Annotated in this window: 9 protein-coding genes, 1 tRNA gene and 1 pseudogene; 6 read left to right on the top strand and 5 right to left on the bottom strand. The window is 33.7% G+C overall.

Annotated elements, in window-relative coordinates; translation table 11 throughout:
* The 3 genes and pseudogenes from ACSV4D_RS15580 to ACSV4D_RS15570 all read right to left on the bottom strand — a co-directional run.
* Window positions 1–1,625: pseudogene (locus ACSV4D_RS15580) on the bottom strand (hypothetical protein); the annotation flags it as partial.
* 398 nt (window positions 1,626–2,023) lie between these two features.
* On the bottom strand, window positions 2,024–3,238 hold the full coding sequence (locus ACSV4D_RS15575) for a 3-oxoacyl-[acyl-carrier-protein] synthase III C-terminal domain-containing protein (protein WP_439228994.1): 1,215 nt from the start codon (window positions 3,236–3,238) through the stop codon (window positions 2,024–2,026).
* A gap of 845 nt (window positions 3,239–4,083) precedes the next feature.
* On the bottom strand, window positions 4,084–6,717 hold the full coding sequence (locus ACSV4D_RS15570; protein WP_439228993.1) for a valine--tRNA ligase: 2,634 nt from the start codon (window positions 6,715–6,717) through the stop codon (window positions 4,084–4,086).
* 236 nt (window positions 6,718–6,953) lie between these two features.
* On the opposite strand from ACSV4D_RS15570, the gene ACSV4D_RS15565 reads away from it, so the two are divergent.
* Entirely contained in the window at window positions 6,954–7,343 is a 390-nt protein-coding gene (locus ACSV4D_RS15565; protein WP_408082452.1) for a DUF1573 domain-containing protein, read from the top strand.
* 41 nt (window positions 7,344–7,384) lie between these two features.
* On the opposite strand, the gene ACSV4D_RS15560 is transcribed toward ACSV4D_RS15565, so the two are convergent.
* The gene (locus ACSV4D_RS15560) at window positions 7,385–8,701 is read right to left on the bottom strand and encodes an aspartyl protease family protein (RefSeq protein WP_439228992.1); all 1,317 of its coding nucleotides are present in this window, start codon (window positions 8,699–8,701) and stop codon (window positions 7,385–7,387) included.
* A 125-nt stretch (window positions 8,702–8,826) separates the two neighbouring features.
* On the opposite strand from ACSV4D_RS15560, the gene ACSV4D_RS15555 reads away from it, so the two are divergent.
* The 5 genes from ACSV4D_RS15555 (at window position 8,827) to lgt (ending at window position 13,748) form a co-directional block, all read left to right on the top strand.
* On the top strand, window positions 8,827–10,023 hold the full coding sequence (locus ACSV4D_RS15555; RefSeq protein ID WP_408082450.1) for a pyridoxal phosphate-dependent aminotransferase: 1,197 nt from the start codon (window positions 8,827–8,829) through the stop codon (window positions 10,021–10,023).
* Between the two features lie 198 nt (window positions 10,024–10,221).
* Entirely contained in the window at window positions 10,222–10,893 is a 672-nt protein-coding gene (gene folE / locus ACSV4D_RS15550) for a GTP cyclohydrolase I FolE (protein WP_408082449.1), read from the top strand.
* A 79-nt stretch (window positions 10,894–10,972) separates the two neighbouring features.
* Window positions 10,973–12,451: a cysteine--tRNA ligase gene (gene cysS, locus ACSV4D_RS15545; RefSeq protein WP_439228991.1), complete on the top strand. Its 1,479-nt coding sequence runs from the start codon at window positions 10,973–10,975 to the stop codon at window positions 12,449–12,451.
* 63 nt (window positions 12,452–12,514) lie between these two features.
* Window positions 12,515–12,763 carry a membrane protein insertion efficiency factor YidD gene (gene yidD / locus ACSV4D_RS15540; RefSeq protein WP_439228990.1) on the top strand — a complete coding sequence of 83 codons (249 nt, stop codon included), beginning with the start codon at window positions 12,515–12,517 and terminating at the stop codon, window positions 12,761–12,763.
* A gap of 58 nt (window positions 12,764–12,821) precedes the next feature.
* On the top strand, window positions 12,822–13,748 hold the full coding sequence (lgt, locus tag ACSV4D_RS15535; RefSeq protein ID WP_439228989.1) for a prolipoprotein diacylglyceryl transferase: 927 nt from the start codon (window positions 12,822–12,824) through the stop codon (window positions 13,746–13,748).
* 127 nt (window positions 13,749–13,875) lie between these two features.
* Here lgt and ACSV4D_RS15530 read toward each other — a convergent pair.
* Window positions 13,876–13,949 (bottom strand) — tRNA-Thr (locus ACSV4D_RS15530).

Below are 13,949 nucleotides of genomic sequence, written 5' to 3'. Positions count from 1 at the left end.
AATGAAGAACTAAAACCAGCAGGCATAGAACTCCAGGAATAAGTATAACCCGCTGCTGATGCTTCCCCAATTGTACCCCCATTAGCATTCATAGTACAGGTTTTAGCAAAATCAGTTCCTGCAACCGCAACCACAGTTGGTTTATTTACTGTCACATCCACACTATCAGTTGCACTACATACTGTACCTGTTTTAGTTTTTGTAACAGTATAAGTGGTATTTACTAAAGGATTAGCAACAGGATTAGCAATATTGGGATTGCTCAAACCTGTAGTTGGCAACCAGGAATAAGTAAATCCTGCTTCCGGCGTTTCCCCAATTTCTTTACCATTTGGATTTGTAATACAGGTCATAGCAAAATCTGCTCCGGCATTAGCCACTGGAATCAAATCCAAATTCAACTGAATAGGAGCTCCGGGAAAATCTTTCAATTCTGATTGAGCAGAATTTCCGGAAGATCTTGTTCTGATAAATAATGTGCTAATATTAAAACAGGGATCACTTGGACTGGTATTTTTAAATACTTCTGTTAAATTAATTGCTCCTTCAGCCCATTGGTTAGGGGCATAAGTCCCCGGATTAACTCCATAAGCATCAAATGGCACTGTAGTCGTTACACTGTTGTTCGTACAAAAAATATTACCGGGAAAGGTATTATTGGGAACTACAACATATTCAAATCCACCACCAGCTTTAGCTTTCCAAACCCTAATTACAACAGTAGCATCGCCACCACCCTGCGTAAATTCGATGGTAATCAGAACATCTCCTACCGTACGCCCTCCATCGGTACCTAAGCTGGAAAATGAACCACTACCTCCCGTAATTGGTGCTACACCTGTATTAGGATCTACAGGTCCAAAAGTCGCACCGGATATTGTTAGCGGTTTTTGTAAAAATTCAAAATCAATATAACTACTTCCGTTAGTTACCTGGCGATCACCTGCAAAAAGACACCACAAATCTGTAGGATTTCCAGACCTGCTGGTACCATTAACAAATGATATTCCATCAATACTTTCTCCTCCGGTTACTGAAGCACTTCCGTAACTAAAATGAGCTCCGGCATTCTGAATCTCATTTTTATTTGGAGAAGATCCGGCTCCCCAGGTATAGGTATTAGGATTATCATTTATTTTATTAGAGGAAGTAAATATGCTTAAATCATTAACATATCGATCTTGCAGAAAAAAAGTAAAACCAGGATATAACAGGTTACCATTAGTAAAATCGAGAACTCCATGATTGACAGGATCCAGAACAGGATTTCCTGCATTAACCCTGTCAAATAAATCTCCTACATTCTCATATATGGTTCCTATAGGTTCGTGTGCCCAGGCATCACCATCAACACCTGACCCGGTAAGCGGATACTGAACCGGCACAATTCCTTTGATATTTTGAGCCTGCAACGTATGAGTTATCATCAGAATTACAAACAAAAATGAGAGAAAAACACTTGGACGATACCAAATGCTGTTCCATAATTTTGTTAAAAAATCAATCCAATTTTCACCATTAAACTTTGAAGAATTTAATTTAGAAGTAATGCTTTTTTCTATCAGGCCACCTATTCTTTTAATAGATAAAACATCTAAAAGTTTAAAAAACGTATTCTTTTCCATGATATAAAGTATTTATATTTCATAAGTTTTTATTATATAGGAAATTGAAAAAAATTTGGGGAATGCCTAAAAAACGTAATCTTCAAAGAGTAATACTCTGAAGTAGTCCTTCATTATCCGATACCTTTATAAAAAAGCATATCGCATACTAACACCAAAAAATCTATTTTTAAATATTATACTAATGTGGAGGTTAGAAACAGTAGTTTTCAGATTCAGGGGGTAAGAAAACCTGTAAAAAAAGTTTGATCTTCATCATTCATGAAGTAAGGATCAATACAAAAATCCAATTGTATGAAACAATATGAACTTTTTTAGTTCATCAAATAAATTTTATTTTAAATCTTTAAAATTAATTTACCAAAGACAAAAAACTATATGTTGTTTACCATAAATACTTATAGTTTTTCTAATAATAATGAAGTAGCTGTAAGCCCGGGACCAAATGCCATAGCAACAACCATAGTTCCGGATTTAATAGCAGAATCATTAATAATATTATTTAATATATAAGGTATTGTAGCCGAGGACATATTACCATGCTCTTTTAACACCTCATACGACCAACGTGCTAAATTTTCTGAAATCCCAATTTCACTAACCACATAATCAATAATTTTAGGTCCTCCCGGATGTATTGCAAAATGCATTTCTGATTTTTGTTCGTCGAGATTTACCCCGCATTTTCCGCAAAGAGTTTCCAGAAAGGATTTAATATTTTTGCGTATAAAAACCGGAACTCTTTTAGAAAGTGTCATTAAAAAATTATATTCTCCTAAATCCCAGGACATATCTTCTAATGAATCTGGAATAATAACTTCGTGAAAAGCTAAAATACGCAAACCTCTTTTTTCATAAATGGAGTTATCATTCATAAATGATGCTTCTTCATATAATGAATAACCTATAAAACCATCGGCAAAAAGTGAACAAATCATGGTATTTGCCGGAGAAAATTCAGTCAGGTTTAAATGGACAGACAATAATTCTGTATGAACGACATCAGCTCTTCCGTTATTTAAACTTGCAGCTATAAGACTACTGGCTGTACGAATAGCCGGAAAAGCACCATAACACCCCATGTGATAAGAATGAGTAACCTGAACACTACTCCAGTTTCTTGCTATAACAGCTTCCTGAGCAACACTTGGAGAGGAATAACCTGAGCAGGTAACATGGATCAGATTTTCAGGTCTACTGTCATTTTTTGAATAAAACTGATCAAAAACATACCTCATTTTGTTTTTAAACCATTCCATTCTCACTTCTATTTTAGGTCCAAAAGACTTTCCTTCCTTAACTTCGAATCCTTCAGGAAAATGATAGTCCATAGGAGAAGTAACTTCCATGATTTTTTCTATAAATTCTTTTACTTCTTCAAAAATAATAATCTGTCTTTTGCTAATACTTTCAGAAGAAACAGAATACTTATCAACCTGATCCGAAATAAAATCAAAACTAACTTTTTCTTCATTAATTTCATGAGAACGCATAGCTACAGGAGTATTCTGAAAATGATAATATAAAAATTTAGTATACTGATTAAGCTTTTTTTGCTCAAATAATTTACCAACTGAGATAGGGTGAAAATTGGAAAGAATAATGCTTTTCATAACCTTTAATTTTAATTCATTATTAAGCTTCAAAATGAAAATTCTAAAAATAATATTATTATCAATCTATTTTTCAATACTTTATCAGCAAAAAAAACGAACTGATTAAGCTCAAACAATCTCATTTTCTGCTACATTCCATGATATTTTTTTGAGAATCATATCCCTAAAATTTAAAATTGCATTGCACTACTTATAAATGAATTAAAGTATTTCTATATCATAGAATTTATTTAAAATTGAAATTTGGAAAAAACTTTATCACACAAGAAAATCCAGGTATAGATGAAATGTAATCTTAAAAATAAGTGACACTCCATATCCACCATTAAAAAGCTATTTAAAAAAATAGTTGTTAATGATTAAAAAAATAAACCGGTTAAAACTAAGTTTTCAGATTAGGGGAAGAAAACCTTCATAAAATAAACTTCATAAAATAGTACATGAAGCGATCAATCAATTGGTCTAAGACAATAAAATTTAACCAATATCTAATAATTACATTTGTTCCAGTAATGAAAAAAACATATTTAGGTTAAAAAACAAGCTTGAGGAACTTGAATACCAATAAAAAAAATTTCAAAAAAAAAAGAAATCTGAAATCATTCTTCCTATCATTAAGTATACGTTTTAACAATAAGACTTTCAAAGTTAAATGTAAATGAATGAACGAAATGTTAAAAAAAACTTAAAATAGTTAATCTGTTAATTTTGTCGATAAAAAGACATTTTAGGTAAGAAAAAAGAATATTTAAATTACTTTAACTAGTATTATCCTAAAAAATAATAGCCAAAGTAAACCTAAAATCCACTTTGGCTTTTGTAATAAAAAAAGGTGTTTTTTTTTATTTTAATCCAGCTAAACTTTGCTCAATCGTTTCAATCTTAGCTAAAGCATCCGCTTCTTTTTGTCTTTCGTTAGCAATTACCTTTTCCGGTGCGCCGTTAACAAATTTTTCATTTGATAATTTAGCCTGCACCGATTTTAAAAATCCTTTTATATACACTAACTCCGCATTCAATTTTTCGATTTCTTCCTCGATATTGATATTTCCTGTAATAGGTATAAAATATTCATTTGATTTCACCCGGAAAGACAATGCACCGTCTACTTTTTCAGAAACATATTCGAAAGCGGAAACATTTCCTAATTTCGTTATAATCGAATCAAAATAAGTTGAAACATTTTCGCTGTTGATTCCTTTTAATTCAATGGTATCTTTAAACGGAATATTTTTGTCCTTACGAATCGTTCTGATTCCTGAAATTACTTCAATTGAATTTTCAAAATCAGTAACTAACTTTACATCAAATGATTTTACTTCCGGCCAGCTTGAAACAATTAAAGCTTCTTCCGGGGTTCTGTCGGCAATTAAATGCCAAATTTCCTCTGTTAAGAATGGCATGAAAGGATGAAGTAATTTTAAATTACTCTCTAACATTTCGATTGCTTTCGCAAAAGTTACGCTGTCAATTGGCTGTTGGTAAGCCGGTTTGATCATCTCTAAAAACCAAGAACAGAAATCATCCCAAACCAATTTATAAATAGCCATTAATGAATCAGAAATTCTATATTTCTCGAAATTATCTTCAATATCAACTAAAGTTTGTTGCAGTTTAGCTTCGTACCATTCGATAGCTACTCTTGATGATTCCGGTTGCGGAATAGAATCTGAAACTTCCCAGCCTTTAATCAATTTGAAAGCATTCCAAATTTTATTCGAAAACCCTTTTCCTTGATTGCATAATTCTTCATCAAACATAATGTCATTTCCGGCAGAAGCGCTTAAAAGCAATCCTACACGAACTCCGTCTGCACCAAATTTCTCAATTAAATCCAAAGGATCAGGTGAATTTCCTAATGATTTAGACATTTTGCGACGTTGTTTATCACGAACTAAACCTGTTAAATATACATTAGTGAATGGTTTTTCGCCAGCATATTCGTAACCTGCAATGATCATTCTCGCAACCCAGAAAAATAAAATATCCGGACCTGTAACTAAGTCGTTTGTTGGGTAATAATATTTAAATTCTTCGTTTTCCGGATTTACAACTCCATCAAAAACGGACATTGGCCAAAGCCACGCCGAAAACCAAGTATCTAATGCATCAACATCTTGTCTCAAGTCAGAAGTTTGAAGTTGGGAGTTTGAAGTTTTTTCTTTGGCTAATGCCAAAGCATCTTCGATATTTTCTGCAACAACAAAATCTTCTTTTCCGTCTCCGTAATAGAAAGCCGGAATTCTGTGTCCCCACCATAATTGACGCGAAATATTCCAGTCGCGAATATTGTTTAACCAATGCGCATACGTATTATTGAAACGAGCTGGATGCAATTTAATATCACCATCTTCCAAAACGGATTTGATTGCTGGTTTTACCAATTCTTCCATTTTCAAGAACCATTGATCCGATAATCTTGGTTCGATTACCGCTTTTGTTCTTTCAGAAGTCCCCACTTTATTTAAGTGGATTTCTGTTTTTGCCAAAGCCCCAATTTCTTCCAGCTCTTTTGCAATTTCAGTACGAACCACAAAACGGTCTTTTCCTTGGTAATGTAATCCGAAGCTATTTAAAGTTGCATCTTCATTAAAAATATCAACGATTTCAAGATTGTGTTTTTCACCCAAAGTTTTATCGTTCATATCGTGCGCAGGCGTCACTTTTAAACATCCTGTTCCAAATTCTACATCTACATATTCATCTTCAATAATCGGAATTACTCTTCCGCAAATTGGAACTATTGCTTTTTTACCTTTCAAATGTGTAAAACGCTCATCATTTGGGTTGATACAAATGGCAGTATCTCCAAAAATAGTTTCCGGACGAGTTGTAGCGACAGTCAAAAATTCCTCAGAACCTTCAATTTTATATTTTAAGAAAAATAATTTCCCTTGTTGTTCTTCATAAATAACTTCTTCATCTGACAAAGTTGTTTTAGCTTCCGGATCCCAGTTTACCATGCGATAACCACGATAAATCAAACCTTTATTATACAAATCAACAAACGATTTTATTACAGAAGCTGACATATCCGGATCCATTGTGAACTTAGTACGTTCCCAATCGCAGGAAGCACCTAATTTTTTAAGCTGCTCAAGAATTGTTCCGCCATATTTATCAGTCCATTCCCAGGCATGTTTTAAAAATTCTTCGCGGGTCAAATCGTTTTTGTTGATTCCTTCTGCTTTTAATTTTGCCACAACTTTAGCCTCTGTTGCAATAGAAGCGTGATCTGTTCCAGGTACCCAGCAGGTATTAAATCCTTTTAAACGGGCTCTTCTTATTAAGACATCCTGAATAGTATTGTTCAACATATGCCCCATATGTAAAACTCCGGTAACGTTTGGCGGAGGAATTACAATGGTATAAGGTGTTCTATGATCCGGTTCCGAATGAAAATAGTTGTTTTTCATCCAGTAATCATACCATTTTTGCTCTATTGTTTTAGCGTCAAATTGTGCGGGAATTGTCATTTTTCTATGTTGATTCGTTTATTTGTCAATTTGCAGATGCGGCTAAAGAGCTAAACAGCAAACAACTACCATATTAGCAAATAAACACATCAACAAATAAACCATTTACTTTGGTCTGATTTTTGTATTTTAATTCGGGAACAAAAGTAAATAATAAAGTACACTATAAAAAGAGAAATAAAAATTTGTGCACTAATTAAAACAAAGTATATTTACTTTTTAAACAACCAACAACCATGAAAAAAATAGCCACATTAGCAGCAATCTTATTATTTAGTGGTATAGGATTTGCTCAAAAAGGAGCTAAAATAGAATTTAAAGCCCAAAATAATACCATTGATTACGGAACTGTCAATAAAAAAGACGACAATGGTATTCGCTCATTTGAATACACCAATACCGGTGATGCTCCGTTACTCATTTATTCTGTTCATTCCACAAGCAACTGCACTGTTTTATCAAAACAAAACGAAACAGTACAACCTGGAAAATCGAGCAAAATTGATATAAAATATGACATGACTCCCGGACCAATCAGAAAAACAATAACAGTAGAATCAAATGCCATCAATTATCACGAAGGAAGAATTCCTCTGAAAATAAAAGGCGAAGTAGTTTCTCTTTAAAACTTGTTCAAAATGCTTTCTTAAAACAGGAAGCATTTTTTTTATAAAACATTAAGTAACCGAAACCTGAAATCCATCAGTTTTCCATCCCTCTGAATACTTAATTCTATCCAGATTTCTTCTTCGGACCATAAAAGAGAATTAATTTCCGATAACGAAAAATTATATGCTGGTTTTCCGTCAATAGCTACTAAAAGATCCCCTTTTTTAAGACCACTCTCAAAAGCCCCCGATTGTTCCCGGACATAACCAATTTCATAAACAGGCTTTAACTCCAGTCGGTATTTATTAGCGGATTTATTAGCTTCACCACTTATAACTATTGAATTGTTCATACTAATAACCATTTGCGGCACTAACTGCAAACCTGTATACCAAATCTCAATTCCGCTTTTATTATAATAGAAAGGAGTTTTGTAAGATTTATTTTTCTTTAAATACAGCCAGCTATTTTTATAATCGAAAACAACCGAAAACCGTTTCAAAATAGCTCCTCCCAATGATCCTAATCGATTAGACTGCAAACTGATATTTTTTATAGAAGCAGCATCAGGGAATGCCACAACAGGGAAATCAAACTGAAAATCACCTATCGAAAACTTAACCACTCGAGCCCTCCTCCCTTCCACTGTACCACTTAAGCCTTGTCCTAAATAATCATAAAAATTGTTTTGCGGTACATCTATTTTATCGGAAAGCTGATCAAAAAGCCAGACTGCATCACTATTACCACTGTCGATAAGCAGTTTCGCCTTAACTTCATCCCTGTCCATCCACACCAAAGAATTGATATAAGGTTTGTTTTTCTCTATAAAAATGGGGATTTTAGAGTATTTTTTTTCAATCTTATGGTGATATTTAGAGTCGGTTTTATAAAAGAAAACTACTTTATTTCGATAATCTGTTTCAATCAAATGATTTTTAAATGCTGACGAACCAATAATGCCATTGACTGTAATGCCAACAAAAGCGGATAAATTAAATAATGGATCTAAAACTAAATACAACATATGATTTTCAGACTGTAATTTATCTATTTCCAATAAATTACCTCCGGACTTAAGCCCTTCAACTGCTTCATTACTCCCTAATCCTCTGATATTTATTTTCTCAACACGATTCAGGTTAAGTTCTTTAGTATCTTCCAGCCCAAATAAAATAGTTTCTTCAACGCCGGAATCTAACAAAAACAGAAGCTCAACACCATTTACCTTAACGGGAATAAAAACTAAATTATTAATTATTTTTACAGGAACTCTGATTTTATTACTTTTTGTATTTTTAAATTGAAAGTCCTGTTGCGAAAAAGCTGAAATCGCAAAACCAAAGAGCAAAAAAAATAAGATAATTTTTTTCATCGCAAGGCTGTTTCTATAAAGTTAATAAATTTCTTGTTTATAAAATGATATAATTTCAAATTGTAAATCGATAGTGACATAGTTCAAAAAAAAAATCGCAAATTTGTAGCAAATTTTTATATAAGATGCCTGAGATTTCAATAAGAGGCCGTAAAATGCCTGAATCGCCAATTCGTAAATTGGCACCATTTGCTGACATAGCTAACAAAAAAGGCCTGAAAGTATACCACTTAAACATAGGTCAACCCGATATAAAAAGTCCAGAAATAGCCATTCAAGCCATTAAAAACATAAAAATGGACATTATTGAATATGGTCCGTCGGCAGGTTATGAAAGTTATCGTAAAAAATTAGCTCAGTTTTATACCAATCAAAATGTAAGAGTTGACCATACTGACATTATGATTACTACTGGCGGCTCTGAAGCTTTGTTATTTGCATTAGGAAGTATTATGGATCCGGGAGATGAAGTCATCATCCCAGAACCTTTTTATGCAAACTATCATGCTTTTTCAGAAGAATCAAGTGCTACTGTAATCCCTGTGAATTCAAGTTTTGAAAGCGGTTTTACTCTGCCTTCCATTGAAGCTTTTGAAAAATTAATAACTCCTAAAACTAAGGCTATATTAATTTGTAATCCAAGTAATCCGACTGGAAATTTATATTCAGAATCTGAAATTCAGCAATTAGGTGAATTAGTAAAAAAACACGATTTGTTTTTAATTGCTGATGAAGTCTATCGCGAATTTATTTACGATGAAAAAGACCTCCATTATTCGGTAATGAATCTAATCGGTTTAGAACAAAACGTAATTATGATTGATTCGGTTTCTAAGCGTTACAGCATGTGCGGAGCTCGTATTGGTTGCATGGTTACTAAAAACAAACAGGTTATTGCAACCGCAATGAAATTTGCGCAAGCACGTTTATGTCCGCCTACTATTGAACAAATTGCCTGTGAGGCAGCTATTGACACACCGCAAAGTTATTTTGACGAAGTAATCAGAGAATACAAAGAGCGAAGAGACACTTTAATAACCGAATTACATAAAATTGAAGGTGTAAAAGTAACGCCGCCTAAAGCTGCATTCTATTGCATTGCCGAACTTCCGGTAGACAACACCGAAACTTTTGCACAATGGTTATTAGAAAGTTATAATCTAAATGGCGAAACCGTGATGGTGGCTCCAGCGGCAGGATTTTATTCCACTCCGGGAATGGGCTTAAATCAGGTACGTATTGCTTATGTCCTTAACAAGGAAGATTTAACAAAAGCAGTTAATATATTAAAAGATGCTATTGCAACATACAATGCAAGATAAAACAAGAACCTTCTTTTAAAAACACAAGACAAAGACAATAACGAATTATAAAAGTTATTGTCTTTGTGATTTTAAATAATACCACAAATAACACCTAAGAGCGCCTATTTTTTTATTAAAAGCTATAGAAATTCTTTAGTTTATATTAATTATCTTTACAGCCTTAAAAATATACACCCATTATAACAGTAGTATTTAATGATACAAAATGAAGAACTGCACGATTCCATAGGAGACAATCACATTGGTTCAAGTGCACAAAATCCAATGCGTGAAGACGCTTTTGCCATTTCGGATGATGAAAAAATTGAAAAAATAAAAAAAGATGTCGAAAACATTCTTTTAACTCTTGGAATGGATCTTACCGACGACAGCTTAAAAGGTACACCTAATCGTGTAGCAAAAATGTTTGTAAAAGAAATTTTTGGTGGATTAAACCCTGCCAGAAAACCAAAAGCTTCTACTTTTGACAACAACTACAAATATGGTGAAATGCTGGTGGAAAAAAATATTATTGTTTACTCTACCTGTGAACACCACTTATTACCTATTATTGGCCGGGCTCATGTTGCTTATATTTCTAATGGTACTGTAATAGGTTTATCCAAAATGAATCGTATTGTAGAATATTATTCTAAAAGACCTCAGGTACAGGAACGTCTTACTATGCAGATTGTTCAGGAATTACAACAAGCTTTAGGAACTGAAGATGTAGCCTGCGTTATTGATGCCAAACATCTTTGTGTAAACTCCAGAGGAATCAGCGATATTGAAAGTAGCACTGTAACATCTGAATTTGGAGGAAAATTCAAAGAAGCACAATGCAGAAGAGAATTTTTAGACTATATCAAATTAGAAACTAAATTCTAACAAACACTGTTATTTGCATAAAAACTCAGTCCTTTCTTAAAAGAAAACAAACTGAAAAACAGCTCACAAAAAACAAAACATGTCAATCTACAATACTCAAACACTAAAAATATACAATTCCCTTTCAGGAGAAAAAGAACTATTTGTACCTATCAATGAAGGAAGCATTGGAATGTATGTTTGCGGACCCACAGTTTACAGTAATGTACATCTTGGAAACTTAAGGACTTTTATGTCTTTTGATGTTATTTTCAGATATTTTATTCATTTGGGTTATAAAGTAAGATACGTCAGAAACATCACTGACGTGGGGCATATTGTGGATGATGTTGATGAAGGAGAAGATAAAATTGCTAAAAAAGCCAGATTAGAACAATTAGAGCCAATGGAAGTAGTACAGCGTTATACTGTAGATTTTCATGAAATTCTAAAAGCATTTAACTTTTTACCTCCAAGTATAGAACCTACCGCAACAGGTCATATTATTGAGCAAATTGAAATCATCAAAAAAATAATTGATTCAGGAATTGGCTACGAAGCAAATGGCTCTGTTTATTTTGATGTGGTAAAATTCAATAAAACCAATCATTACGGAAGATTGAGTGGCCGTAATATTGAAGATATGCTTGCCAATACAAGAGACCTTGACGGTCAATCAGACAAGAGAAACCCACAGGATTTTGCTTTATGGAAAAAAGCTGAACCGCAACATATCATGCGTTGGCCTTCTCCATGGAGTGATGGTTTTCCAGGCTGGCATTTAGAATGTACTGCTATGAGTACCAAATATCTTGGCAATCATTTTGACATTCACGGAGGCGGAATGGACTTAAAATTTCCACACCACGAATGTGAAATCGCTCAAAATGAAGCCTGCACCGGACAAACTCCTGTCAATTACTGGATGCATGCCAACATGCTTACTTTAAACGGTAAAAAAATGGCTAAATCTACAGGAAACAATATTTTACCCGGAGAAATTCTATCAGGCAAAAACAATATTCTCAGCAAAGCTTTTTCAGCTTCAGTAGCGCGTTTTTTTATGCTGCAGGCACATTATAGAAGCATTCTTGACTTTTCGGACGAAGCAATTATGGCCGCAGAAAAAGGATATAAAAGACTAATGGAAGCCATTGATTCGCTAAAGCAAATAAAAACCGCAGGCAATAGTACAGTTGATATTGCAGGCTGGAAACAACTTTGCTACGATGCGATGAACGATGACTTTAATACCCCAATCTTAATCGCCCAATTATTTGAAGGGGTACGTTTTGTCAATCTGTTAAAAGAAAACAAAGAAACAATCAGTGTTGCAGATTTAGAAATTCTTTCAACAACAATGGAATCTTTCGTATTTGATGTGCTGGGATTAGAGAATCAAAAAACAGCCGACAGCAGCAATGACAAATTGGAAGGAACCATAAACATGCTAATAAACATGCGAAATAAAGCACGTGCCGATAAAGATTTTGCCATGTCTGATCACATTAGAGACCAGTTATCAGCTTTAGGAATTCAACTTAAAGACAGCAAAGAAGGAACCAGTTTTAGCATCTGATTTTATAAAATCATACGTGAGAATATTTTATTATAATTTAAAATCATTTCATAAATAGCAAAAATGTTTTCAAAAATCATCATCTTGCCGTTTGTAATTTTGGTGCGAATTTACCAGCTAGTCATTTCGCCACTAACGCCGGCAACATGCAGATTCACACCCACGTGTTCTGCTTATATGATTGAAGCTCTAAAAACTCATGGTCTTTTCCGTGGAAGCTATTTAGGCCTAAAAAGAATCTTTAGCTGTCACCCATGGGGCAAAAGCGGTTACGATCCCGTTCCTGAAAAAAGAAACAGTCACAAACATTAACCTTTAATTAGTACCGGTTTTACTTAAAATATTTACTTTTACATATAAAAAAAAATACATGACACACGCTTTAAATATCGTTTGGAATCCTTCAGAAGGTATCGACTTAGGCTTTTTTATAATTAGATACTACAGTTTAATGTTTGTAGTTGCCTTTGGATTAGGCTGGTACATTATGAAAAACATTTTTGAACGTGAAAATGAATCTCTTGAAAAACTGGATTCTTTATTTGTCTGGACAGTTCTTGCTACACTCATTGGTGCCCGCTTAGGACATGTTTTATTTTATGATTGGGAATATTTCAGAAACCATCTTCTTGAAATATTTTTACCATTCAGATTTTCACCTAAATTTGAATTCACAGGATATCAGGGACTCGCAAGCCATGGAGCAGCAATATCAATAATTGTTGCCATGTATTATTACAGCAAAAAAATCTTAAAAAGACCTTTGCTCTGGATTTTAGACCGTGTGGTAATCGCTGTAGCGAGTGGTGCCATCTTTGTAAGACTTGGTAATTTTTTCAATTCAGAAATTGTTGGAAAAGAAACTAACTCTGCTTTTGGTGTAAAATTTATTCACGATTATTTCAGCAAAGCGGATGCTGTAAATGCTACACAGATTCCAAACCCGAAAGAAGCCTACACAGCCATTGCTACAAATCCTAAATTCGCTAACTTATTAGCTCAGGTACCTGTTAAACATCCGGCACAATTATATGAAGCATTTTGCTACGTTTTTGTATTTGCAATTCTGTTTTACCTATACTGGAAAACAGAAACCAGAGAAAAATCAGGATTTTTATTTGGATTGTTTTTAGTATTATTATTTTCAGTCCGAATGGTAGTGGAATCTGTTAAAGAGAGCCAGGGTGGTTTTGAAAACGCCTTAGGGTTACTTTCTACAGGTCAATGGCTAAGCATTCCTTTTATACTTATCGGTTTTTATTTTATATTTACTGCAGAAAAACCGATAAAAATATAATTTCAAATAAATAACACGAAATAATAAGAAATGCCGTCTGTTTGATTACAGACGGCATTTTTTTTATATCAACTAACACAAAGTCTAAAAACAAAAAAACCATCTAAAAAAATTAGATGGTTTTTTGAGCCGATAGAGGGACTCGAACCCACGACCTGCTGATTACAAATCAGCTGCTCTAGCCAGCTGAGCTACATCGGC

It is taken from the genome of Flavobacterium sp. ARAG 55.4 (genome assembly GCF_051846875.1).
Taxonomy (GTDB): domain Bacteria; phylum Bacteroidota; class Bacteroidia; order Flavobacteriales; family Flavobacteriaceae; genus Flavobacterium; species Flavobacterium plantiphilum.
The sequence above is the reverse complement of the archived record's forward strand: the minus strand, read 5'-3'. Positions and strand labels throughout refer to the sequence as shown.